Genomic DNA, 24592 nt, shown 5'->3' with positions numbered 1-24592 from the left:
CGAGCGATGTCGATCAACAGCGCCAGTTACATCGCCTACAGCTCGCTGATGGCGACCCAGGTGCAGATGACGGTGGCGTCGTCGAACATCGCCAACGCCGATACCACGGGCTATACCGAGGAGACCGCCAACCAGGCGCCGACCGTGACCGGCGGCGTCGGCGCCGGCGTGACCATTACCGGCATCACCGGCACCGTGGACAAGCTGCTGATGAAGTCGCTGGTCGGCGCGGCGTCCACAGTCGGCGGCGCCAATACCCTCAATACCTATCTCAACCAGTTGCAGCAGCTTTACGGCAGCACCGGCAGCGCCAACAGCTCGGGCACCTCGCTCGGTAATTCGCTGGCGTCGCTGGAAACGGCGCTGTCGTCGCTTGCCAACGATCCCGGCAGCGCGGCCCAGCAGGCTGCCGTGGTGGCGGCGCTGCAGACGGTGACCTCGCAGCTCAACCAGACGTCGAACGGCATCCAGACCCTGCGCGGCAATGCCGATCAGGACATCGGCACCGCCGTGAAGGACGTCAACCAGCAACTGCAGACCATCGCCAATCTGAACACCCAGATCGTCCAGCTCCAGGCGACGGGACAGTCGACCGCCAATCTCGTCGACCAGCGCAACGCCGCGCTGCAGGACGTCGCGTCCAAGATGGACGTCAGCTACTTCACCGCGTCCAACGGCAGCCTCCAGGTCTACACGGCGTCGGGGCAAGCGCTGGTGGACACAGCCGCGCACACGCTGAGCTATACGCCGGCCGCCTCGGTCACGGCGGGCACGACCTACAGCACGACGCCGCCGAGCGGCTTCGGCGGCATCATGCTGAACGGCCAGGACATCACCTCGCAGATCAAGTCCGGCTCGATCGGCGCGTTGATCAACCTGCGCGACAACGTGCTGCCGGGCGCACAGGCGCAGCTCGACCAGCTCGCGACCTCGCTGCAGAGTTCGGTCAACGCCGTCCATAACGCCGGCACGTCCGTGCCGCCGCCGGCAACGCTGACCGGCACCGCTACCGTCAGCGCCTCGACGCCGCTGTCGCCGCTCACCGGCACGGTGCGTCTCGCGGTCGCGACCAGCGCCGGCAATCTCGTCTCCTCCTACGACCTCAATCTCGCGACGGTCTCCGGATCGCCGCCGACCGTCGGCGATCTCGTCAGCGCCATCAACGGCACGACATCGACATCGGGTGTCTCGGCATCGATCAGCAATGGCCATCTCTTGCTCAGCACGGCGGCCAGCGGCGACGGCGTCGCCATCAACGAAATGACGAGCTCGATCGGCGCCGGCGAGGGCCTTTCGGACTACTTCGGTCTCAACGACCTGCTGACCGGAACCGGCGCGTCCAATCTCGCGGTGCGCAGCGACATCGCCGCCAATCCCGGGCTGCTCGCCACGGCGACGCTGAGTTCGTCGGCGTCGCCGAGCGTCGGCAGCCAGGTGCTGTCGTCCGGGTCGGCCACGGTCGCCAACAATCTCTCCAGCGCGCTGACCGGTTCGACGTCGTTCTCGTCGGTGGCCGGCCTTGGCGCCACCACCACCTCGTTTGCGAGCTATGCCGCCGACATCGTCGCCAGCGTCGCAAGCCAGGCGTCGCAGGCGTCGTCCAATTATACCAGCCAGCAGAGCATGCAGTCGGCGTTCAAGTCGTCGATGTCGTCGGAGTCGGGCGTCAATCTCGATCAGGAAACGGCGCGGTTGAGCACCCTGCAGAACCAGTATACGGCGTCCGCCGAGCTGTTGCAGGTGATCAATCAGATGTTCTCGGCGCTGATGAGTTCGGTGCAGGCGGCGGCGGCGTGAGGGTAGCGTGACATGACGATGCGCGTGGCGACATTCCCGCTGAGCGAGCAGATGATCAACTCCGCGCTGCGCACGCAGAGCGTGATGGCGACCGATCAGCTCGAGGAGGCCTCGGGCGTCAGCGCGCAGGACTACGGCGATCTCGGCGCCACGTCCAAGCAGGTCATCAACCTGCAGATCTCGGTTTCGCGCTCGGAAGCCTATTCCACCGCGGCCGCGGCCGCCGACAGCCGGACGCAGGTGATGTATTCGGCGGTGACCTCGATCTCCAACCTGCTGACCCAGTTCCGCTCGACTCTGACGGCGGCCTCGAACACCGCCAACACCAATTCGACCACCGTGACCCAGACCGCCCAGCAGTTGATGTCGGAAATGGGGTCGCTGCTGAACACCCAGTATGGCGGCGAATATCTGTTCGGCGGCTCCAACACCACGACGCCGCCGGTCAATGTGTCGAGCTCGGCCTATCCGCCGGTATCGGCATCGACCCCGAGCACCAGCTATTATCAGGGCAATGACGAGGCGGCGTCCGTCCGCGTCTCGGAGACGCAGACCGTGACCTATGGCGTGACTGCCGACAACACCGCCTTCGAGCAGGGGCTGCGCGCGCTCAATCTCGTCGCCAACAACTCGCCGCTGTCGACGGCGAACCTGACCGCGGCGCTGAATCTGACCGTGAGCGCAGTGAGCGCGACGTCGGCGGTGCAGGCGCAGCTCGGCCTGTCGTCGTCGTCGATGCAGACCGCGAGCGCGACCCAGTCGGATTACCAGACCTACGCCAGGTCGCTCAGCGACAACCTGACCGGCGTCGACGTCGCCGCGGTCACCGCGCAGCTCTCGAGCTACCAGGCCCAGCTCGAGGCCTCCTATTCGGCGATCGCCAAGATCCAGGGCCTCAGCCTGTCGAGCTATCTGCACTGAGGACAGTGGAACCGGTCGGGCTTGACCGGCCAGACCCCCTGCGCCAAATTGGCGCAGGAGGAGAATACGATGAGGCATCCCGTCGATGTGGCCGCGATGTTCGGCAGCCTGTGGCTGCTGGCGGCCATGGTGATCGACGCCGCGACACCGGCGGAGCTGACAATGGTCATGATCGGCGCGGCCACCGCGCCGGCGACGGTCATTGCCGCGATTCTGTACTGGTGGCGGATCCCGCGCATCGACTTCGCCGTGTCGTTTGCAACCCTGTGGCTGATGACCGCGATGGCCATCGAGCTGATCACGCCCAAGCCGTTGTCGCCGCTGGCGATGGTCATTGCGATCGCGCCGTCCCTCATTGTCGGCGTGGTCATCAACGTCGTGCTGTTCCGCGAGCGTGCCCGGCGCGTCGGCGCCAGCCAGGCATAGGACGAGCATAGGGCAAGCCCTGTCGCCATTGCCGATCGGATCGCTCTACGCGCTGACCATGGACACGTCGCGCCTGCAGCCGCTCCTGCCTGCAACTTTGTCTCGCATCCGGCTGCGGCCTGGGACATAGTCGGGCAGCTACCCGTGGTGGCAGTGCAAGGCGCGGATCGGCCGATGGATCGAAGCCCCGTCCTCATCGACCTGGCGCTCCAGGGCGGCGGCTCCCATGGCGCCTTCACCTGGGGCGTGCTCGACCGGCTGCTCGACGAGCCCTGGTTCCAGATCGCCGGCATCTCCGGCACATCCGCCGGAGCGATGAACGCCGCAGTGCTGGTCGACGGTTGGGCCGCGGGCGGGGCCGACGGCGCCCGCGCGGCACTGGACAAATACTGGCGCAGCGTATCGCGCGCCGCCGCGTTCAGCCCGCTGCAGCGCTCGCCACTCGACCGCATTCTCGGCCGCTGGTCGCTCGACACCTCGCCGGCCTACCTGTTCACCGACCTGATGTCGCGGGTGCTGTCGCCCTATGATCTCAATCCGCTCGGCTTCAATCCGCTGCGCGACATCCTCGCCGACAGCATCGATTTCGGACGCCTCGCGCGGGCGCCGATCAGGCTGTTCGTCACCGCGACACGGGTGCGCACCGGCCGCGGCCGCATCTTCCGCAACGCCGAGATCACCGCGGACGTGCTGCTGGCGTCCGCCTGCCTGCCGACGATGTTTCCGGCGATCGAGATCGACGGCGAGCCGTATTGGGATGGCGGCTATGTCGGCAACCCCACCATCACGCCGCTGGTGCGCGAGACCGATGCGCAGGACACCGTGTTCGTGCAGATCAATCCCACCGAGCGCGCCGAGCTGCCGCGCAGCGCCGCGGAGATCCTCAACCGCCTCAACGAGATCTCGTTCAACTCCGCGCTCGCCAAGGAACTGCGGATGATCGCGCTGCTGCGCCAGGTGGCCGACCCCGGCACGGGCGAGGGCGCGCGCTGGGCCCAGATGAAGACGCACCGTATCAAGAGCGATCTGCTGGCGGCGTTCGGCGCCTCGTCGAAGCTCAACGCCGAGTGGGCGTTCGTCGCCAAGCTACGTGACGAAGGGCGGCGCGCGGCCGGCGCCTTCATCGACGCCCACGGCGCCGACCTCGGCGCGCGTTCGACGGCCGATCTCGACATCCTGCTGGCGGAGTGCTGAGGCATGGGGCTGCTCGGCATCCTGGTCGGGCTCGGCCTTTTGATCTGGCTCGCGTTCCGCGGCTGGAGCGTGCTGCTGCTGGCGCCGTTGTGCGCGCTGGTCGCGGCCGCGTTCGGCGGCGCGCCGCTGCTGGCCAGCTGGACGCAGATCTTCATGGTCAGCGCGGCCGGCTTCCTCGCGCAGTTCTTCCCGATCTTCCTGCTCGGCGCGGTGTTCGGCAAACTGATGGACGACAGCGGCGCGGTCGCCGCCGTCGCCGGCTTCATCAGCGAGCGCCTCGGCGAGAAGCGGGTGATGCTCGCCGTCGTGCTCGCGGGCGCGCTGGTGACTTATGGCGGCGTCAGCCTGTTCGTCGCGTTCTTCGTCATCGTGCCGATGGCGCAGTCGCTGTTTCGCGCGGCGGACATCCCGCGCCGGCTGGTGCCGGCCGCGGTCATTCTCGGCACCTCGACCTTTACCATGTCGGCGCTGCCTGGCACGCCGTCGATCCAGAACGCCATTCCCATGCCGTTCTTCGGCACCACGCCGTTCGCCGCGCCCGGTCTCGGCATCATCGCCGCCATCATCATGCTCGGCGTCGGGCTGTGGTGGCTGGGGCGCGCCGAGAACGCAGCGCGCCGTGCCGGCGCGGGCTATGGCGACGCGCCGGCGGAGGCCGCCGCCAGTGCCGTGGATGACGAACTGGTGCGCGAGCGGGCCTCCACGGCGCGCGAGTTCGATCCCGCTGAGATGCGCCACGGCCATCACAGCGAGGCGGCGGTGCCCGTGCTCAACGCGCTGCTTCCGTTGATCGTGGTCGTCGTCGTCAACCTCGCGATGTCGCTGGCCGTGCTGCCGCGGCTCGACGTGGCGTATCTCGCCGAAGACAAGTGGGGCGGCACGTCGCTGGCCGCCGTCGCCGGCGTGTGGTCGGTGGTGGTGGCGCTGGCGGCCGCCATCGTCACGGTCATCGCCTGCAACCGGGCGCGGTTGCCGCAATTGCGGCGGACGATGGATGCGGGCGCCAATGCCTCGGTGCTGCCGGCGCTGAGTGTCGCGAGCCTCGTCGGCTTCGGCGCCGTCGTCGCCGCGCTGCCAGCCTTCGCGGTGGTGCGCGACGCTGTGCTCGGCATTGGCGGCGGCCCGCTGGTGTCGCTGGCGGTGGCGACCAACCTGCTGGCCGCGCTGACGGGCTCGGCGTCGGGCGGCCTCACCATTGCGCTCGATGCGCTCGGACAGACCTACATGGACATCGCCGCGCACAGCGGCATCGATCCCGGCCTGATGCACCGCGTCGCGGTGATCGGCTCCGGCACGCTCGATATTCTTCCCCACAACGGCGCCGTCGTCAGCCTGCTCGCGATCTGCGGGCTGACCCATCGCGACAGTTACAGGGATATCGTCATGGTCGGCATCGTCAGCTCGATCGCCGCGCTGGTCGCGGTGATCGTGATCGGTGGGGCGGTCGGGTCGTTCTGACGCAAGGTTTCGTATGCCGCGGGAGGAATGTAGCGCGGGCGGGCCGGCGATATCGGCAAAAGGAGTGTTCCGGCAGGATTTAGCGAGAGGTATCTTTGTTGCTGAATGATCAGCTTTGGTGCTGTCTCAGCACCGTATGTCTCGGCGATCGGCGTAATGTCCCCTTTCCGGTGTTGGTTCCAGATTTTTTGCTTTGTCTAAAGGACAACGATAGAAAATCGTATCGCATTTTCTGTTGTGAAGCCGAATAGCTGGAGCAGACATAAATGACTGATGTTTCTGACCCGACGGGCTTTACGTCGGAAAATGCTGGCGACGTTTCAGCGGCTAACTGCGATTTGTCGGTAGCACAGGCCGCTAGCACTTTGGGCGCTCCGGTATTGGCGCGGGCGCTCGATATAGTGACCAACCCATCAATCAAATTGGCAATGGCGGTCAAACAAGCCGTGCGTGCGTACAATAGCCCCGCTATGGCAGGTGCATTGAAGTTAGCCCGCGATTCGTCGATCAAGAGGGCGTTAAATGAATACAATGGCTATGTTGGTGCGGTGAAGTTGGCGAGTGATCCGTCGATCAAGCGCGCGATGGATGCGTTCAATAGCCCTGCTATGGCCGGAGTGCTGAAGTTGGCGAGCAATCCATCGCTCAAGCGTGCGATGGATGCGTACAACAGCCCTGCTGTGGCCGGTGCACTAAAGTTGGCGAGCGACCCGTCGATCAAGCGCGCGATGGATACGTTCAATAGCCCTGCTATGGCCGGAGTGCTGAAGTTGGCGAGCAATCCATCGCTCAAGCGTGCGATGGATGTGTACAACAGTCCTGCTGCGGCCGGTGCACTAAAGTTGGCGAGCGACCCGTCGATTAAGCGCGCGATGGATGTGCTAAAGACGCCAGCTTGGATCAGTGCAGTGAAGCTGGCGAACGACCCTTCAGTCAAGCTGGCGATGGAGGCATTGAAGACCCCAGTATGGGCGCGTGGATTTAGTGCGACGAATAATCCTTCTGTCAGACTCGCGGTTGAGGCGCTGAAGGCGCCAGGGTGGCCCGAGGCGCTGGACGCTTTTGGTAATCAGGGCCTGATTTCTGAGGACGCGTCGGATGATCCAATGTCTGCGCTCTCGGCGGCCTCCGCCGAGTTCAAGTCAGAAATGTCTGAGGCCGAGTTCGTGGCCGCTAGTTTGTCGTATTTGGAGCAGGTTGCTCAGATCATTAGGAATTGTCTTCCTACGCTGCAGTCACTACCCGCGCTGTTGGGCTTCAGCGAGCACATCATTCTTTTGGTGGCTACGGTACTTGCGGCCTATTACGCTTCGCAGTCCGCAACAAGCTCTGATATTGAGCGCCTTAAGGCGTCGACTGACTATCAGACTCAGGTAATTGAGAGTGCTGGCTTAAGAATAGAAACTAAATTCCAGGAAGTCCTTAGCCTTGCCGACCAACTGATCAAACAAAGGTTGTCTGAAATAGCTCCGCGCCACCTATATATTGCTAGAAGATCAATCAACGCGAAAGCAGCAAAGTCGATGAAGGCTCCAATTACAGGGACTATTATGGCGGGCAGCACCGCGGCCGTCCTCCGCTTTGATCGAAAATGGATCGAGGTTGAGTTCCTAGATCTTCTGTCGGGAAAGCCATCTCGTGGTTGGATCACAAAAAAGAATTTTCGACGGCAGATATAATTTTGGGAGGTTCCGCGATCTGCTGCCCATCAAACGAGCCGGTCAGCTTTGCAATAAGCACGGACTTCTTGCTTCTCCTCGATTAGTCTTCCAAATAAGGTTTTGCGAGCTGTCGCCATTCTTTCTCAGACGAGCAGCGCATTTCATTCACTACGCAGAAGACATAGGTGGGAGATGCGTCGGAATCGTAGTAATTGCCGTATTCTTTATTCTCATTCAGATCGAAAAGTCGCAGTTGTTTCGACCATTTTCCTTTCTCGATGAAAACACCGACCTCTAGAAAGAAGCATTTGTTGAGCTTCTGGCTGTAGTGATTTTCGTAGTTGAAGGTCCGGTGTTGTCCGTCCTTCGTCGTTTCGTTAGCTACATAATCTTTGGCGAAGGCTGCCGCGGCTTGTTTACCGCAACGTTCCTGCAGCAGGTATCGCTCGGTGGCAGTCGCGTTTTGGCCGTTCGCGAGAGTTGGGACCCCACAAAGCAATCCGATCAAGAGAGCCACATTCGCTCGCATGACAGTTCCTTTTCAGCCGCACCAGCATATTGGCGCCCTCCGTTAAGAAGGAGCTGATTCGTCAAATATGGACGGCATAGGAAAGGGGGAGAATGGTGCTGCCAGACAGGATTGAACTGTCGACCTCTTCATTACCAATGAAGTGCTCTACCACTGAGCTACGGCAGCACGTCCGGCGCGGGAATCTGCCATGGCAGGCCCGCTCGGCGGGGCGACCTTTGCCACATGACATGCGGCGGCGCAAGCGTCTGGGTGCATGGAAACGGTCATCCACACCCCGCTTTTTGTCAGCGGGCCGTTTCGGCGGTGGAAATCGGCGGGTTTCCCGCCGATCGGGCGCCGGAACCGGCCAGGTCGTGCGTCAGGCCGGCGCGCCGGCCTGCTTGAGGCGGGCGAGTTCCGGGCCGATCCGGCCGGTCATCGCGGCGTTGAGGGCCTCCAGCGCCTTGAACGGGCGCACCAGCACCTCGAACTCGACCATGCGGCCGTCGGCGTCGAACCGGATCAGGTCGAGGCCCTTGAGATCGAAGCGGTCGACCTTGGCGCTGAACTCCAGGGCGACGTCGTGGGCGCCCGCCACGAAGGTGCGATGATATTGAAAATCCTGGAAAATCTGCACCACGGCGCCGAGCACCAGCAGGGTGGCGGGCTTGCCCGGGATCGGGGTATGGACCACCGGCGAGCGGAACACGATTCGCTCCGACAGCAGCGGCGCGAGGTCGGCCTGATCGCGGCTGGCGACGAAACGGTGCCAGCCGTCGAGGGTGCGTTGCGCCTGGTCGGCGAGGGCATTGGCGGTCATTGGACGTAGCCTCCTGACGATCCCCTGCGGGACGGATTATCTCTCGGGTTCGGAAGATCTCCGGGCCGCCACTCTGCCATTGCTCCGCGTGCCGGATGAAGAGGTTCTGAATGTCCGACGATCCCAAACGGCGCGACCGCCTCAGTGCCGCGCTCCGCGAAAACCTCAGGCGACGCAAGGCCCAGGCGCGCGGCCGCGCGGAGGCGGCGCGCGAGGGGGCGGCGGATGCGCCCGCGGACGGCCGGGCGTCCGACGACAGCGGCGCCGGGGCGGGCGGTGCGGCGGCTGCCGGCCGCGAGGAGTGACACCGCCCGGCGGTCATCCGGCCCGGTTGTCGGGGGTGGGGACGTCAATACAGGGCTCCGGCCGCCCCAGCCGATCCGACTTTCGCCGTAATGGCCTGAGATCACTGTTTTTTCGGGGGCGGGCAGAATTCTCTGGAAAGCTTTTGCAAAGCGGCCCCCATGCGCTTAAGTCAGCGCGTGCAGCAACATGGCAGGGGGCGGCATGGATCGCATTCGCATCGTCGGCGGGAATAAGCTCAATGGCACTATCCCGATTTCCGGGGCCAAGAACGCCGCCCTGCCGCTGATGACCGCGGCGCTGCTGACCGACGAGACGCTGATCCTCGACAACGTGCCGCGCCTCGCCGACGTCGCGCTGCTGCAGCGGATCCTGAGCAACCACGGCGTCGACATCATGAGCGCGGGCAAGCGTTCGGGTGACCGCGCGTACCAGGGCCAGACCCTGCACATCTCCGCGGCCAACATCATCGACACCACCGCGCCCTATGAACTGGTGTCGCGCATGCGCGCCAGCTTCTGGGTGATCGCGCCGCTGATCGCCCGCATGGGCGAGGCGAAGGTGTCGCTGCCCGGCGGCTGCGCCATCGGCACCCGCCCGGTCGACCTGCTGATCATGGCGCTGGAAAAGCTCGGCGCCGACATCCAGATCGACGGCGGCTATGTCATCGCCAGGGCGCCGAAGGGCCTCATCGGCGCCGAGATCGAATTCCCCAAGGTCACCGTCAGCGGCACCCATGTCGCGCTGATGGCGGCGACGCTTGCCAAGGGCACGACCGTCATCACCAACGCGGCCTGCGAGCCCGAGATCGTCGACGTCGCCGACTGCCTCAACAAGATGGGCGCCCGCGTCAGCGGCGCGGGCACCCCGCGCATCGTCATCGAGGGCGTCGCCAAGCTGCATGGCGCGCGCCATGAGGTGCTGCCGGATCGCATCGAGACCGGCACCTATGCCATGGCGGTGGCCATGACCGGCGGCGACGTGCTGCTCGCCGGCGCGCGGCCCGAGCTGCTGCAGTCGGCGCTCGACGTGCTGACCGAGGCCGGCGCCGTCGTTACCCCGACCAATGAAGGCATCCGCATCGCCCGCAACGGCGCCGGCATCAACCCGGTGACGGTGTCGACCGCGCCGTTCCCCGGATTCCCAACCGACCTGCAGGCGCAGCTGATGGCGCTGATGTCCCGCGCCAAGGGCCGCTCGCAGCTGACCGAGACCATTTTCGAAAATCGCTTCATGCATGTGCAGGAGCTGGCCCGGTTCGGCGCCCGCATCCAGCTCGACGGCGAGACCGCCACCATTGACGGCATCGACAAGCTGCGCGGCGCGCCGGTGATGGCGACCGACCTGCGCGCCTCGGTGTCGCTGGTGATCGCGGCACTGGCAGCGGAAGGCGAGACAATGGTCAACCGCGTCTACCACCTCGACCGCGGCTTCGAGCGGCTCGAGGACAAGCTGTCGGCGTGCGGCGCGACCATCGAACGGATCAGCGGCTGAGACAACGGCGGAGAGACCATGGCGCAGGCGGCGGCACGGCGAAAACTGGCGGCACTCGACGCTGACGATCTCTGCGTCATCTCGGCCCATGTCCAGGATGCCCGCGTTGCTGTCCGCGACATCGTGTGGCGGCCGCGCGAGAAGCGTCTCGTGCTCGGTATGCGCCGGCTCGACTGGGACGAGGCGCTTGACGGCATGCCGCAGGCAAGCCGGCTGGTGTCGGCGTTGCGGTTCGACCGGGTGCTGGGCTGCCAGGCGCGCAAGATCGACCTCGACGCGCCGCAGACCGTGCTGGAGCTGATCGGCATCGAGTTCAATCCCGGCCAGTCGCCGTCCGGCACCGCCCTGCTGCTGTTCTCCGGCGGCGGCGCGCTGCGGCTGGAGCTGGAATGCCTGGAGTGCGAGCTCGCCGACCTCGGCATCGACGCGGACGCCATGAGCGAGACCTTGGGCGAAGCCGCGCCGCCGCTCGGCCCGACCGGTTCCCCCGAGCCGCCGGCCAAGGGGTAGCCGAGACGGTCATCGAGGCGCGATCCGTGGCCCGACCGGGCCGCGGCCGCGCCCGGCGCGAGGGTTGACGCCGCCGGACCGGCGCGCCATTGAGCAAGGGCCCCCGGGGCATTTCCTGCGCCCGTGACGGGCGTGACGTTTTTTCGGAACACCTCCATGCCGATCCGCATCGACAGCCGAAGCGCCGATTTCGCCGAGCGCTTCAAAGCCTTCCTCGCCGTCAAGCGCGAGGTCGCCGCCGACATCGAGGCCGCGGTGCGCGCGATCGTCGGCGACGTCGTCGCCCGCGGCGACGCCGCGCTGCTGGAAGCGACCGCGAAGTTCGACCGCCTCACACTCGACGCCGGCGGCCTGCGCATCACTGCGGCCGAGATCGAGACCGCCGTGAAGGCGTGCGATCCGGAGACCGTCGCGGCGCTGACGCTGGCGCGCGACCGCATCGAGGCCTTCCACCGCCGCCAGATGCCGAAGGACGACCGCTTTACCGACGCGCTGGGCGTCGAGCTCGGCCATCGCTGGACCGCGATCGAGGCCGTCGGCCTCTATGTGCCCGGCGGCACCGCCGCCTATCCGTCCTCGGTGCTGATGAATGCGGTGCCGGCGAAGGTTGCCGGCGTTGACCGCGTGGTCATAGTGGTGCCGGCGCCGGACGGCAAGCTCAACCCGCTGGTGCTCGCGGCCGCCCATCTCGGCGGCGTGTCCGAGATCTACCGCGTCGGCGGCGCCCAGGCGGTGGCTGCGCTGGCCTATGGCACCGCGACCATCCGTCCTGTCGCCAAGATCGTCGGCCCGGGCAACGCCTATGTCGCTGCCGCCAAGCGGCTGGTGTTCGGCAAGGTCGGCATCGACATGATCGCCGGGCCGTCCGAGGTGCTGGTGATCGCCGATCGCACCGCCAATGCCGACTGGATTGCCGCCGACCTGCTGGCGCAGGCGGAGCACGATACCGCGGCCCAGTCCATCCTGATCACCGATGACAGGGATCTCGCCGACCGCGTGATCGCCGCGGTCGAGGGCCAGCTCAAGACGCTGCCGCGCGCAGACATCGCGCGCGCCTCCTGGGCCGACTATGGCGCGGTGATCGAGGTCGCCTCGCTGGACGATGCCGTACCGCTGGCCAACGCCATCGCCGCCGAGCATCTCGAGATCATGACCGCGGATCCCGAGGCGTTCGCCGCGCGCATCCGCAACGCCGGGGCGATCTTCCTCGGCGGCCATACCCCGGAGGCGATCGGCGACTATGTCGGCGGCTCCAACCACGTGCTGCCCACCGCGCGCTCGGCGCGGTTCTCCTCGGGCCTCGGCGTGCTTGACTTCATGAAGCGGACGTCGATCCTGCGGTGTGGTCCGGATCAATTGCGCGCGCTGGGTCCGGCCGCGATGACCCTCGGCAAGGCCGAGGGGCTCGACGCCCATGCGCGCTCGGTCGGACTGCGCCTCAACCAGCAATGACGAACCCGCCCGCCCCGGACGACAGCCAGAAGCGCATCGTCGCGGTCACGCTCGACGAGGAGTCGATCGGCCGCTCCGGGCCGGATATCGAGCACGAGCGGGCGATCGCCATCTACGACCTGGTCGAGAAGAACCTGTTCGCGCCCGAGGGCGCGGACGGCGGGCCGTTCACGCTGCATCTCGGCATCACCGGCAATCGCCTGATGTTCGACATCCGCCGCGAGGATGCCAGCCCGGTGGTGGTGCACCTGTTGTCGCTCACCCCGTTCCGCCGCATCGTGAAGGACTACTTCATGATCTGCGACAGCTACTATCACGCCATCCGCACCGCGACGCCCGACAAGATCGAGGCCATCGACATGGGCCGACGCGGCATCCACGACGAGGGTTCGCATACGCTGATGGAGCGGCTGGAGGGCAAGGTGCGGATCGATTTCGAGACCGCGCGCCGCCTGTTCACGCTGATCTCCGTCCTGCACTGGAAGGGGTGAGGCGTTGACGGGCGCGCCGCCACGCGGACGCAACCCGCAGGCCGTGCTGTTTTCATGCGGGCTGAACAGCGTGCGCTCGCCGATGGCCGAGGGGCTGCTGCAGGGCATGTTCCCCAACACCCTCTATGTCCGCTCCGCCGGCGTGAAGAAGGGCGAGCTCGATCCGTTCGCCGTCGCGGTGATGCAGGAGATGGGCCGCGACATCTCCCGCCACAAGCCGCAGACCTTCGCCGAGCTGGAGGACTGGGAGGGGCTGAACTTCGACCTCATCATCACGCTGTCGCCGGAGGCGCACCACAAGGCGCTGGAACTGACCCACACCATCGCCGCCGACGTCGAATACTGGCCGACCCCCGATCCCACCGACACCGAGGGCAGTCGCGAGCAGCGCCTGCAGGCCTATCGCGACGTCTGCGACGGCCTCCTGCTGCGCATCCGCCGCCGCTTCGGCTCCGCCGGCCGCGGGCAGGCGTAGGGAGCGTGTGGGCGGGAAGGGCAGGGCGTCGCGCGGGGCGGGCAGAGCGGCGCAGGCGTGAGATCCGTCACCCTGAGGCGGGCCCGCGCAGCGGGACCCTCGCAGGGCGACGGCCCGAGCCTCGCCGCCATCCTTCGAGGCTCGCTTCGCTCGCACCTCAGGACGACGGCGCTAACGGCGTTCCGCAGGCTACTCCGGCCTCTGTCCCGGTTGTGGAACGTCCCCCGTTCCGATAATTTCCGCCGCGCCATCAAGTCCGTGGGCGATCACCTCGCGGCAGTCCCCTCGTTCGGAACAGATCCCGCCGCATGTTAGGCCGTCCCAAGCTCGTTCTCGCGTCCGGTTCGCCCCGCCGTCTCGGCCTGCTCAACCAGGCCGGCATCGAGCCCGACGCCCTGCGTCCGGCCGATGTCGACGAGACCCCGACCAAGGGCGAACTGCCGCGCTCCTGCGCCACGCGCCTCGCGCGCGCCAAGGCGGAAGCGGCGCTGAAGTCGATCAACCTTGACGACGAGCTGCGCGGCGCCTTCATCATCGCCGCCGACACCGTGGTGGCGGTCGGCCGGCGCATCCTGCCCAAGGCGGAGCTGGTGGACGAGGCCTCGCAGTGCCTGCGCCTGCTGTCCGGCCGCAACCATCGCGTCTACACCGCGATCTGCATCGTCACGCCCAAGCAGGCGTTCCGCCAGCGCCTGATCGAGACGCGGGTGCGCTTCAAGCGCCTCACCGAAGACGACATCCAGACCTACATCGGTTCGGGCGAGTGGCGCGGCAAGGCCGGCGGCTATGCGGTGCAGGGCATCGCCGGCTCGTTCGTGGTCAAGCTGGTCGGCTCCTACACCAATGTGGTCGGCCTGCCGCTCTACGAGACCGCCACGCTGCTTGGCGGCGAGGGCTATCCGATCCGGCATGGTTGGTTGAATGCCTCCTGACGACACTGCGCGATCGCTGAAAAAGAAAGGCTGTCCGATCTGCGGCAAGCCGGTGGTGCCGGAGGCCGCGCCGTTCTGCTCGGAGCGCTGCCGCAAGATCGATCTCGGCCGCTGGCTGTCCGGCTCCTATGTCATCCCCGGTGACGACAGCGACGACGAGGCCGACAGCATCCCGCAGGCGTGAGGCGGGGCCGGCGCGGCGGGCACCGGCGCTGCCGGCTCCGTGCCCGGAGGGGCAGGGTTACTCAGTTGCCCTGGCGCACCACCACGCCCACCGCGTCATGCGCGGGCAGCGCGATCCGTCTTCGACGGATCACCAGGATCAGGGTCACCCGCGCATCCAGCTTGCTTTCAACACGACGGGTGTCGGCCGGATCATGGCGCGGAGCTCGTCATCGGGCCGCCCCCTATGTGGAGGCGTGGGTGTGAGGAGAGCGACAACACGGACGGGTCGCGCTCTGCAGGGGGGGGGCTCCCGTGGCCGCAGGTTCCGCGTCAGGTCCCCAAATCCCGGGCGTTCGGCGGCCTCCACAGCTCCATCCGCGGCCGCCCGACGGGGCTTTTCTCCCTGCGCCGAGGCCGGTGGAAAGAAACCGTTCCCGGCCAAGGCCTTGCGCCGGACCTGCGGCTGGGGACCATGACCATTTTTTGTCAGTCCGTGACTGGACAGGGCCGGCCCGGCTCTCTATAAACCGCCCCGCTTCCCGGCTTTCGTCCGGGCAAGTCGCCCAGGTAGCTCAGTTGGTAGAGCATGCGACTGAAAATCGCAGTGTCGGTGGTTCGATTCCGCCCCTGGGCACCATACCGGTGTTCGCCTTTGTTCGCTCAGGTCCGCCTACGTCTCTTTTCGGAAACGATTTCAATAGCTTAAATCCGTAGTAGTTGGCACTCATTCGGGCGCGTCGGTTGGTGACTGCTGGCACCGCTGGTACATTTGCTGGCGCCGGATTCCGTTTTGTTCTGCTGTGCCAGCACGAGACCCCCATGCTCAACCACACCAAGATCCGCAACGCCAAGCCGGGCGAGCGGGATTACAAGGTCACTGACTTCGATGGACTGTACCTGCTGGTGCGCCACAGCGGCAGCAAGCTGTGGCGCTTCGCCTACCGCTTCGATGGCAAGCAGAAGCAGGTTGCGCTCGGCGCCTATCCGCAGGCCACGCTCGCGGGAGCCCGAGAACGGCGCGACGTCGCCCGGAAACTGCTAGCCAACGGCAAGGACCCGAGCCTCGAGCGGCGGTTGGCGAAGATCGTGAGGGCTGCTGGCGGCAACTCCTTTCGCTAGGTTGCCGACGAGTTTTTGGACAAGCAGCGACGTGAGGGGCGAGCGAAGACTACCCTTCGCAAGAACACCTGGTTGTTTGAGCCAGCGAACGAGGCCTTCGGCGATCGCCCGATCGGGGAAATCACCGTACCCGAACTTTTGCATGCGCTCCGAAAATTTGAACTGCGCGAGCGGTACGAGAGCGCGCGCCGGCTGCGCGCCGTTGTCAGCATGGTCTTCCGGTATGCGATCGCGACCGGGCGCGCCACCCGCGATATCTCGGTCGATCTGCGCGGTGCATTGATAACCCCGAAGGTGAACCATCGCGCCGCCATCACCGATCCTGCTCAGCTTGGTGCGCTCCTGCGAGCCATCGAGAACTACAGTGGGCAGCCGACCACCCATCTCGCGCTGCAGCTCTCCGCGCTATTGTTCGTCCGGCCCGGCGAGCTGCGGCTAGCGCGGTGGATAGAGATTGATTTCGGCAAGGCAATCTGGATTGTGCCAGCCCGCGACGATGAAGATGAAACGGCCGCATCGCGTGCCACTGCCACGCCAAGCGCTCGTCATCCTGCGTGAGCTGCACGGGATGACCGGGCGGGGTGAGTTTATCTTTCCGGCTGTCGACTCGGTTCGACGCTGCATGAGTAACAACACACTGAACGCCGCGCTGCGCCGAACGGGCTACTCAAAACAAGAAGTCAGTGTATCCGGGTTCCGGGCAACGGCCTCAACCTTGCTCAACGAGATGAGCCGGTGGAATCCAGATGCGATCGAGCGACAGCTGGCGCACATGGAAGAGAACGATGTCCGTCGCGCCTACATGCATGCGGCGGAGTTCTGGAACGAGCGAGTCGAGATGATGCACGTGTGGGCAGACTACCTTGATCAGCTTTGGCACGGATCATCGGTGGACAAAGTGCGACCGTTCGCGTCCTCTCAAGGCTGAAATAGGGGTTCGATTCCCTAGGGGGCGCCAGCCATTTCAATAACTTGCTGAACGCCTTCTAAACTCGTCAAATATCCGTCGAATAAGCATCTGCGTATCCGAAGGCGGGCGAGATCGACAAAGAATGACGTTCGCCATTACGTGGGGGCGACAATCCACCACGCGTCCATGACGTGCAGGGCGTACTTCGCCGGCCTGATGGCGGCGCGCCTGAGAACCGCTCCGCCATCAGGAGTGCGTTAGAAGCCCGACCTTCGTGGGCTGCGACTTCGGACACAGACCCTTCGTCATCCGCCGCCAGACTCCGCGAGACCGATCCCAAACTCCACGATGATTCCTGGCGGCGGGTTGTCGATCGAAAAGCTCGAGGCGCCGTCCTCGTGATTACTTTGGCGAAATGCGCGACATAGTTGCAGTCACCATTGACAGCATCCTTAGATTACAATTGACTTCGTTTGAGGCTTTCTCGGGGGGGGGGGAGTTGGCATGTCGTTCGAGAAGCGAGTTGCAGCCGATCTGGATGATATCGACGGCGGCGGAGTGGAGCGCCGTCCCCCTCTCGGTGATTAGCCATCATGGCCCGCTCGCTCTACGCGCGGCTCGACCAGCGTTTCGGTACGAGGACGCCGGCGATCCAAAGACAACGGGACCTGCGGAACCGCATCGCCAACTTCTCGCAGAAGTTCGATGCGGACATCATGTTTGCGCCGGCGCGGGCCAACAAGAAGACGCGCGTCGCCGTCGTCGGTGCCGGCTTCGCTGGCCTGATGGCCGGTCATAACCTATCGCGGACATGCGCAGTCAACGTTTTCGAGGCGCGGGATCGCGTGGGCGGCCGCGTTTGGACCCAATTCCACGCGTCGTCACATCGCGCGATCGAAGCCGGCGCGGAACTGATCGGGTATATCCATCCCACCTGGCTGATGCTGGCGAAGGAGTTCGATCTGGGATTGACCGTGCTGACGACCGAGGATGCGTTCTCGTCCCTAGACCTGGAAATGCCGTTGTCGTTGGATGGGCGGCTGTTGTCGACCAAGGAAACGAAGCAAGTATACGACGAGATGGAGCCCGCGATCGCGAACATGTGTGCGGAAGCAAGGAAGCTGTCGGATCCGTACAAATGCTGGGATGCTCCCGATGCGGAAAGTCTCGACAACACGAGCCTGGCGACTTGGATAAAACTGCAGGACTGCAGTGATCTCGTGAGACGGGCGCTGGAGACTCAGTTCGCCAATACGAACGGCGCGCCAACCGATCGGCAGAGTTTGTTGGCTAACCTCGCCGCGGTTCGTGGAGGTGGACTTCATGGAAAGCCAGACGACTACTTCACTCAGTCGGAGACGGTTAAGTGCGAACAGGGCAACCAAACATTAGCGACGAAGTTGGCGGAGAGCATCACCGCAGCCGGCGGCGAGATATTGACGGGAACGCCGATTACATCGGTCGACATCCGCGCTGATAAAGTCGTCCTCACATCCGCGGCCGGAAAAGAAACGGAGTTCGACTATGTCGTGTTCGCCGTTCCGCCGAGCCTGTGGGCGACCACGTCGTCTCCCGGCGAGATCAGGATCAATCCGCCCATTGCGCCCGAGTTTCGCGTCTCGATGGGCGTCGCCGTCAAGTACTTGAGCGAACTCAAAAGTCGCTTCTGGTTCGGCGCCGGTCAATCTCCGAATGGTACCTCCGAGACGATCGGATTGACGTGGGACGGCACGGACAATCAGATTCAGTTATCGGACCAGACGGTGGAGCTTAGTCTGTTTGCAGGAGGGCATGCCGCGGAAGCCGCGATTGACCTTCTTGCCAAGTCGGACGAACGTCAACTGAATGCCTACTACGCTTCCGAGCTAGACAAACTCTTCGCAGGCTATTCAGCTAATCTGGCCGCTGAGCCGAAGTTCGTATCGTGGCCCGGCGAACGGTGGACGAAAGCCGGTTATTCCTGTCCGGCGCCTGGTGAGGTCAGGCGCATCGGGCCGTTTCTCAATCGGCCATTTCACGACCGACTGGTGTTCGCGGGCGAACACTGTTGTCTCCCTTTCTTCGGTTACATGGAAGGCGCGCTCCAGTCGGGATTGACGGCTTCATCGGCCATCGTTCGCAACGAGGGTCTCATTTGATGGGCGCGTCGCGGCTTCGGGGCGCCAGCGTATGACGGAAAGCTCTTCCGGAACGATTCTCGTGCTGACGCACCTGAAAAGGTTCGGGATGTGGTTGGCGATCGTTCTTCCCGTCCTTCTGTGTGCGGAAGCACTCCGATGGGCCGTAGTCTGGGGGCAACGCGGCGATCCCGTCCTGCATTATTGTATCGCCGCCATCGCTGCCCTCGCGATCGCATTCCTATTCTACGTATTCGAATTGATCGTCGCCTGGTTTCCCGATGTCGCATGGCTCGCAAGGCTTCACGTCCCGCGGTGGACGGCCTTGGAGCCGTTCTTCAAAAGCTCCAAGATACCGCTGACGATCGTCTTTCTTTCCTACCTACTCTTCTACGTCACTCAGGGGGTCGACGAAGAGACGCGTTGGGCAATCTGGGTCAATAGGCACGTTTTCAACTTCGATCTGTTCTGCAGACATTTCTCCGCAATCGACACGATCCGCATCGAAATTGTGGGGTATGTGCTCTACTTGGCGCTCCACGGCATCTACAACTTCTTCTGTCCTCCCATACTGGCTCATACCATCCGCAAGAGCGGCGGGCTCGCTCGCGAGGACGCCGCTCTTGTCCTGGTACGGACGATCGAACGGCATGGCCAGGCCATTCCCCAGTCGGATCTGGCGAAGACAATTTACGGCTTTGCAGACGAGAACCGCGGACTGCTCGATGAAGAGAGTAGGAAGGTTCTGGACGAGCGGCTGAAGTTGCTCGTCCAGTTTGCAAACCCACAGCCCGACGAGCCTCCGCCAGGCGAACCGGAGGCGAAAGTCGGCGTTTCGTCTTCCGCGGTCGCAATGGCCGCCGCGGGCGATGCGGCGGCCGTCGCGCGGCTATTTCCATCCGAACGAGCTACCGAGACTTATTATCTCGGGGTCGACCTTTTCGATATCCTCTATCTGCCCGTCCGCGTGCTGCTCTGCGTAGGACTGGTTGCTGCCATTCTGGCCACCAGTCTGCCGGTAGCCGCGAAGTTGTTGTGGGTCGCATTTCCGCGACTGGGAGAAGCATGCATGACCGATCTGAACCAAGTGCCTGTCGATTTTCGCGATTCGGAGTGGGTCGAATTCGAAGGAGTCATCCAAACGGCTGGCCCGGACACATCTGTGCTCGTTCCTGCAGACGATGCGAACGAGCGCTGGACGCTCGAGAACAAGAACGTCACGGTGGCCAAGGGTGAAAAGGAGCAGCGGATCTTCCTCCGCATCGGCTCGGTCGTAGAGATCGACACGATAGGGATGGGGGCGAGCACTGCTCCACCGTATTCGCCGGCTCCGAATGCCCGAATGAGCAAGCAGTGCAGCCCGGCGGGAAGCCGATGCTCCAATCACGTCGAAATCTGCTGCGGCAGCAACGTGATCAAAGGAAAGTGTTACGGCCGATGGCCGTGTCCGAAGCAGCCCTGAGGCTGCGGATCGGGGCCTCTCCAGAATCTCGGCGAGCCTCTGCAGGCGCGAGAATTGCGATCGCGCTGGCGACCATGGACTCGCCGACGTCGGCGACGATTTCCTTGCCTGTCCACCACCCACGCCGTGAAAGCTAATGTTCGGAGCGTTTGCAGGCTTCACAACCGCTGCGTTTAGTGGCCTACTGTTTCCCGATAGTTGTTACCTGCATGGCGCGAAACTCGTGTGGGCCTGTTTGTGACGCCATTTGAAAGCCAATTGAATCTGCGAGCCGTTTTCGAACTTGGGAGGAATTTATGATGCTACTTCGCACACCGGCCGATATCGGTACCACTGATTTCAAGGATGCTAAGAACACGGCGCCACAGGATCTCGCGCAGAACTGGAACGACTACCTAGTCCAAAATCTCCAAGGTTATGACGAAGACGGCAAACACGTGCCGGGCGCATTCGACAAGAGTCCAAACTATTTCGACACTCGTAAGGATCACGGCGACGCGACGGCACCGATTCCCTGGAACGGATTTCCTCGAGCCCTTGATCGTTGGCATAAGGTACTAGCAGATCCGACGCCGGCGAAGCAGGCGCTTGCCGAGGCGACCGCGGATACTGTCGTTGAGTATTTGATGTTCTGGTATCCAGACGAAGACGGGAAGCCGGAGCTCCACAGAATTCCCGCGCACCTCGTCAGCCTTCTGCCTGTGGATCAACAGAAACTTGCGCGCCGGGCGCGGCTGGGTTCAGGTACGGGCGCCGAGATCACGATGTGTTACCGGCAACAAGACGAATACTGCGAGTGGCACGCCGACCGAGACACTCGAGGAAAACTTGTCCGCCTGTCATTTACCGCCGAGCCGCCGGAATATTGGACCTATCTCGCTGACAAGGAGCCAGATCTCGTGTTCGGCCTCTACAAGATGTTGGTTGGCAATGACGTTCAGAGGGACGACATCTTCTATCCCAGTGATGTGGTGGTTTACGGAGAGAATGCCAACGGCGTGGCGAGGTGGCTGAAGTTTGCCCGCAAGGGAGGCTACAACAAATTCAACAAGTGGAACTCAACCCACGGCGCAGTCCATCTCACGCACCCGGCGAACACCCTTGGTGCGGAGATCGATCTCGCAGCCCGCGCTTCGAACGTTTGGCAGTCGGACATCGATGGACCGCGCCCGGATTTGGACGATGATCCCGCACTGACGCGCATCGCGTGCGCAGGATATGGCGGCATCAATCGAAGTAGCGATCCAAACATTGGCGAACAGGTTGGCCTCCAGGTCGTTGCGGGAAACCGCGTGTCGTTGACCGACCCAATAGGACTTTACATTGCGTCGATCGATCTTTCGAAGCTTGAGCGTCAAACGCCGACAGGTCGTGTTCCTGTGGCTGAGGCAGATGTGCTTACAATCTTGCGAGGTGACGCGACGGATGCGGCGCATCCACGCAAGCTTCATCTCAAGCTTGAGGCTCCGGCGGGCGCTGATTGGACGCTCGGAGACTGCTATATCGACAATCGGTTGCTTGAGCGTGCAGGTCAAGTGGCGCGCAAGATAACCATGTCGCTGTATGCCGATGTCAAGAACGGCGGTGCCGACAAGGCTTCCCAAGGATGCAAGCCGAATCTCGTCTGCCGCAACCCGACTAGTCCAGGCTTCTTCGGCACGTTCGATCCCAAGGAGGTGCCGTCCTGCGCGAAGGCGAAAGCGGATGACTGGCTGCAGGAAGTCCCTCTTGCAGCGCCAGCCGCTCAACTCGCGGGGCACATCAGCACTTTCGAAGTGAAACTTGACTTGGATCCGACGTTCGTAGCGAAGGCGACCGAAGACAAGGCGTCGACTGCGCCCGTGGGGAACGAAGTCATATCAGCGCCGCCAATCTCGCCGAGCCGCGCCAAATTCCAATGAGTATCCAGGAACCACGCCTCGACGCCGATGACATCCAAGGCCACATCCTGACCGGCTTTGGCAGAGCCTATGAGCTTTTGCTCGGAATAAAAGTGACGCCGGAAGGGCTTGATGCAGCGAAGACGGCGTTGCGGACGATAGCCCTCGACGTCACGCCAGTGCGTTCGTCTTCCAGTGCCAAAACGCAGCGGCGCATCGCCGCGTTGGCCGGGAAAGTGCCGGTCGCGACGACGGCGTCGAATGTCGCCATGGCCTTGTCCGGGAGCGGGCTTTCGAAATTGGGAGCCGATCCTGGCAAGGTCCTTGATCCGATCTTCCACATGGGCGCCGGCGGCAGCGCGAGCGCGTTGGGAGACGAAGTCGACGATAAGGGTAAGCCGCAGGGCTGGCATTTCGGCGATACACCAGACCGAGAACCGGACGTTCTGGTCCTCATCGCCTCGGCGGACGAGCATCAGGTTCTCGCGACGGCTGCTCGTTATCTCGCTCTGCTCGGGAATGCAGTGACCGTCTTGGTCAACGATTGCGGCCGCCGTATAGCCCGCGACGCGGAGCATTTCGGCTTCGTTGACGGCATTTCCCAACCTGGCGTCCGCGGCATGATAGATGACGAGACTTACCTGACGCCGCGGGCGTACAGTGACGCGGATCCTCAGAGTCTGCTTTGGTCCCGCCCGGGGCAGCGACTCACCTGGCCGGGGCAGTTCGTCTTCGGCTATCCCGGCCTCAACCCCGACGACATGCAGCATGCTGGCGACATCGTCGGTGGCGACCCATTCCTGCGCAATGGCTCGCTTCTTGTAGTCCGACGCTTGAGCCAAGACGTAGGGTTGTTCTGGAAAACGATGGCGGATCTTGCCCGGCAATTCTCGACGGCTACGGGCGTCACGTGGTCGACGGAGAAGGCTGCAGCCAGATGCGTCGGGCGATGGAAGGACGGGACGCCCGTCTCGCTTTCTCCAGATCGAGAAGACCCAACTATCTCATCCGACTTCTATAAGCGGAACGGCTTCAAATTCGTCTCGCCCATCGCGCCGACGACGTTGGCCGACGCTGATGGCAACCACGCGTTTCCGGGGGCTACTCCCGATCCTCTGGGTAAGTCATGCCCTTTCTTCGGACACATCAGAAAGGTGAACCCGCGAGATCAGAGTCACGATTTCGGCGGCGTAGGCAGCACGCTCAGTAGCCAGATGCTTCGTCGCGGTGTGCCGTTCGGACCTGACTGGACGGGCGTGGAGGACGGTGCTGATCGCGGGCTGATGTTTATGAGCTACCAGACCTCGATTCAACACGGCTTCTACCGACTGATGACTGAATGGGTGAAGGACCCGCTTCGTCCCATCCCGGGCGGGATCGACCCAGTCATTGGGCCATCGCCGCCTGGCGGTCGAAACCTAGCTGCGCTCATTGGCGCAGAGCTGAAGAGCCTTAACCTTGTCGGACAGTTCGTTCGCGCTACGGGAGCGGGGTATTTTTTCGCACCTGGCATTAAGACGCTAAATTCTCTGTTCGCGCCGTCACCCGCAATCGCCTGATGGCGGTCGTGAAGTGGCGCGTCGACATCGATGTGACCGGCAACGCGGGGTTGTCTCCGGGGTGCGCGTTCTGCCAAGCAACGAATTGAGCGTTTTCCGCATCGCTGTCGAACACGATGATCTCGGCTTCCTTTTGGACTTCGCCCCGATCCTCGGCGCCTCGACGGTTGACGCGCATCGCTTTTATGAAAGCGGTCTCACGCGTCGCATTGCGCGCTTTATGCCGGCCGCGACGCATGCGGCTCATTGCGAAGTCAGCTTCATGAGCTTGTCTAGCGAGCCGTCCCCGCCTTTGTCTGAAGCAGGCAACTTCTGTCGAACCATTGCCCGAAGCCACCGCTTGGATGCTTGATCGAGCAGCTTGTCGCCCGGAGACGTGTTTCCGATTTTCGAGTTCGGGCGTCCAATGCCCCTTGCTAGGCTCTTCATTGATGAATCTCGCCAGGTTCGGGTATATCCGGTACTGAAGCGGCGCGATCTCCACCTTGCTTCCATTTTTCCAGTAGAAGCGGTCGATGACCTTGTCGTACCCATACTTCCGGGGATCGGTCGGAGTCTCGTACGGCACGTCCGATATGCTCCCATGCGTCTTACGAAGTTCGGAGTTGTCCCTCGTGGATTCGTCCGAGACCTCGTCGTCTTCGTAGATCCAAACATACGTATTCTCCCTGACGATCTTGCCGTCGGGGGCGTTCCCGGCGCTTCAAGAGCTCGTCGACGCCGGTCGCATCGATCGCTGCGGGGCGTTGATGATCGCCGGCCGCAGTCTCGGCGTGCCGTCGACAGCGGTCGTCGCGGCCGCGATCCAAGTCGCACTGCAGACGCTATCGACCGTCCGATCGGTCGAATCCTTGTTTTTGGCCCTTTCAAAAGGAAGGCCGCCCGCTTATAGGTCGCCTCCCCGCCGCGGTCGCGTAGGGCGCTGCCGCCGGGTA

24 protein-coding genes and 2 tRNA genes are annotated in these 24592 nt (G+C 63.7%); 22 read left to right on the top strand and 4 right to left on the bottom strand.

All coding sequences use genetic code 11. The features are described 5' to 3' along the window. Positions 1-6 precede the first annotated feature (6 nt). The 6 genes from flgK (at position 7) to JQ639_RS21020 (ending at position 7475) form a co-directional block, all read left to right on the top strand. Entirely contained in the window at positions 7-1797 is a 1791-nt protein-coding gene (gene flgK, locus JQ639_RS21045) for a flagellar hook-associated protein FlgK (RefSeq protein WP_211968212.1), read from the top strand. Positions 1798-1809: 12 nt separating this feature from the next. Continuing rightward, positions 1810-2718 carry a flagellin gene (locus JQ639_RS21040; RefSeq protein WP_211968211.1) on the top strand — a complete coding sequence of 303 codons (909 nt, stop codon included), beginning with the start codon at positions 1810-1812 and terminating at the stop codon, positions 2716-2718. A 69-nt stretch (positions 2719-2787) separates the two neighbouring features. Then, entirely contained in the window at positions 2788-3144 is a 357-nt protein-coding gene (locus JQ639_RS21035) for a hypothetical protein (protein ID WP_211968210.1), read from the top strand. Between the two features lie 174 nt (positions 3145-3318). Beyond that, positions 3319-4338, top strand: a complete 1020-nt coding sequence (locus JQ639_RS21030; RefSeq protein ID WP_211968209.1) for a patatin-like phospholipase family protein — start codon at positions 3319-3321, stop codon at positions 4336-4338. A gap of 3 nt (positions 4339-4341) precedes the next feature. Beyond that, positions 4342-5796 (top strand): GntP family permease, encoded by a 1455-nt coding sequence (locus tag JQ639_RS21025; RefSeq protein WP_211968208.1) that lies wholly within the window; start codon positions 4342-4344, stop codon positions 5794-5796. A 266-nt stretch (positions 5797-6062) separates the two neighbouring features. Further along, entirely contained in the window at positions 6063-7475 is a 1413-nt protein-coding gene (locus JQ639_RS21020; protein ID WP_211968207.1) for an SH3 domain-containing protein, read from the top strand. Between the two features lie 82 nt (positions 7476-7557). Here the strand turns inward: JQ639_RS21020 and JQ639_RS21015 are convergent, their stop codons facing one another. The 3 genes from JQ639_RS21015 to JQ639_RS21005 form a co-directional block, all read right to left on the bottom strand. Further along, complete coding sequence (locus JQ639_RS21015; RefSeq protein ID WP_211968206.1) at positions 7558-7986, bottom strand: hypothetical protein; 429 nt, start codon at positions 7984-7986, stop codon at positions 7558-7560. 93 nt (positions 7987-8079) lie between these two features. Next, positions 8080-8154: transfer RNA gene (locus JQ639_RS21010), tRNA-Thr, on the bottom strand. Between the two features lie 193 nt (positions 8155-8347). Further along, positions 8348-8788 (bottom strand): nuclear transport factor 2-like protein, encoded by a 441-nt coding sequence (locus JQ639_RS21005; RefSeq protein ID WP_211968205.1) that lies wholly within the window; start codon positions 8786-8788, stop codon positions 8348-8350. 110 nt (positions 8789-8898) lie between these two features. On the opposite strand from JQ639_RS21005, the gene JQ639_RS21000 reads away from it, so the two are divergent. The 16 genes from JQ639_RS21000 (at position 8899) to JQ639_RS20935 (ending at position 23657) form a co-directional block, all read left to right on the top strand. Further along, the gene (locus JQ639_RS21000) at positions 8899-9093 is read left to right on the top strand and encodes a hypothetical protein (protein WP_211968204.1); all 195 of its coding nucleotides are present in this window, start codon (positions 8899-8901) and stop codon (positions 9091-9093) included. Between the two features lie 202 nt (positions 9094-9295). Further along, positions 9296-10585 (top strand): UDP-N-acetylglucosamine 1-carboxyvinyltransferase, encoded by a 1290-nt coding sequence (gene murA / locus JQ639_RS20995; RefSeq protein ID WP_211968203.1) that lies wholly within the window; start codon positions 9296-9298, stop codon positions 10583-10585. A gap of 18 nt (positions 10586-10603) precedes the next feature. Then, entirely contained in the window at positions 10604-11095 is a 492-nt protein-coding gene (locus JQ639_RS20990; protein WP_211968202.1) for a DUF2948 family protein, read from the top strand. 156 nt (positions 11096-11251) lie between these two features. Then, positions 11252-12547, top strand: a complete 1296-nt coding sequence (gene hisD, locus JQ639_RS20985; RefSeq protein WP_211968201.1) for a histidinol dehydrogenase — start codon at positions 11252-11254, stop codon at positions 12545-12547. After that, positions 12544-13038, top strand: a complete 495-nt coding sequence (locus JQ639_RS20980; RefSeq protein WP_211968200.1) for a UPF0262 family protein — start codon at positions 12544-12546, stop codon at positions 13036-13038. The genes hisD and JQ639_RS20980 overlap by 4 nt, the downstream gene beginning before the upstream one ends. A gap of 4 nt (positions 13039-13042) precedes the next feature. Then, on the top strand, positions 13043-13513 hold the full coding sequence (locus JQ639_RS20975; RefSeq protein WP_211968199.1) for an arsenate reductase ArsC: 471 nt from the start codon (positions 13043-13045) through the stop codon (positions 13511-13513). Positions 13514-13821: 308 nt separating this feature from the next. After that, a complete protein-coding gene (locus tag JQ639_RS20970; protein ID WP_211968198.1) occupies positions 13822-14445 on the top strand; it encodes a Maf-like protein in 624 nt (207 codons plus the stop codon). Continuing rightward, on the top strand, positions 14435-14629 hold the full coding sequence (gene yacG / locus JQ639_RS20965; RefSeq protein WP_211968197.1) for a DNA gyrase inhibitor YacG: 195 nt from the start codon (positions 14435-14437) through the stop codon (positions 14627-14629). Before JQ639_RS20970 ends, yacG begins: the two co-directional genes overlap by 11 nt. Before the next feature lie 542 nt (positions 14630-15171). Further along, positions 15172-15247 (top strand) — tRNA-Phe (locus tag JQ639_RS20960). Between the two features lie 182 nt (positions 15248-15429). Next, complete coding sequence (locus tag JQ639_RS35705; RefSeq protein WP_349644593.1) at positions 15430-15729, top strand: Arm DNA-binding domain-containing protein; 300 nt, start codon at positions 15430-15432, stop codon at positions 15727-15729. Between the two features lie 15 nt (positions 15730-15744). Further along, complete coding sequence (locus tag JQ639_RS35700) at positions 15745-16287, top strand: tyrosine-type recombinase/integrase (RefSeq protein WP_349644594.1); 543 nt, start codon at positions 15745-15747, stop codon at positions 16285-16287. Next, positions 16226-16657 (top strand): tyrosine-type recombinase/integrase, encoded by a 432-nt coding sequence (locus tag JQ639_RS35695; RefSeq protein ID WP_349644795.1) that lies wholly within the window; start codon positions 16226-16228, stop codon positions 16655-16657. Before JQ639_RS35700 ends, JQ639_RS35695 begins: the two co-directional genes overlap by 62 nt. 575 nt (positions 16658-17232) lie before the next feature. After that, complete coding sequence (locus tag JQ639_RS20950) at positions 17233-18777, top strand: flavin monoamine oxidase family protein (protein WP_211968196.1); 1545 nt, start codon at positions 17233-17235, stop codon at positions 18775-18777. Positions 18778-18808: 31 nt separating this feature from the next. Next, positions 18809-20218, top strand: a complete 1410-nt coding sequence (locus JQ639_RS20945; RefSeq protein WP_211968195.1) for a hypothetical protein — start codon at positions 18809-18811, stop codon at positions 20216-20218. Positions 20219-20514: 296 nt separating this feature from the next. Next, positions 20515-22119, top strand: coding sequence for a DUF8225 domain-containing protein (locus JQ639_RS20940; RefSeq protein ID WP_211968194.1), 1605 nt, complete (start codon positions 20515-20517; stop codon positions 22117-22119). After that, positions 22116-23657: a Dyp-type peroxidase gene (locus JQ639_RS20935; RefSeq protein ID WP_211968193.1), complete on the top strand. Its 1542-nt coding sequence runs from the start codon at positions 22116-22118 to the stop codon at positions 23655-23657. The genes JQ639_RS20940 and JQ639_RS20935 overlap by 4 nt, the downstream gene beginning before the upstream one ends. On the opposite strand, the gene JQ639_RS20930 is transcribed toward JQ639_RS20935, so the two are convergent. Continuing rightward, the gene (locus JQ639_RS20930; protein WP_211968192.1) at positions 23611-24225 is read right to left on the bottom strand and encodes a hypothetical protein; all 615 of its coding nucleotides are present in this window, start codon (positions 24223-24225) and stop codon (positions 23611-23613) included. The genes JQ639_RS20935 and JQ639_RS20930 overlap by 47 nt on opposite strands. Positions 24226-24592: the final 367 nt, after the last annotated feature.

Source organism: Bradyrhizobium sp. U87765 SZCCT0048, from assembly GCF_018131225.1.
GTDB lineage: Bacteria > Pseudomonadota > Alphaproteobacteria > Rhizobiales > Xanthobacteraceae > Bradyrhizobium_A.
This window is presented reverse-complemented; position numbering and strand designations above follow the sequence as displayed.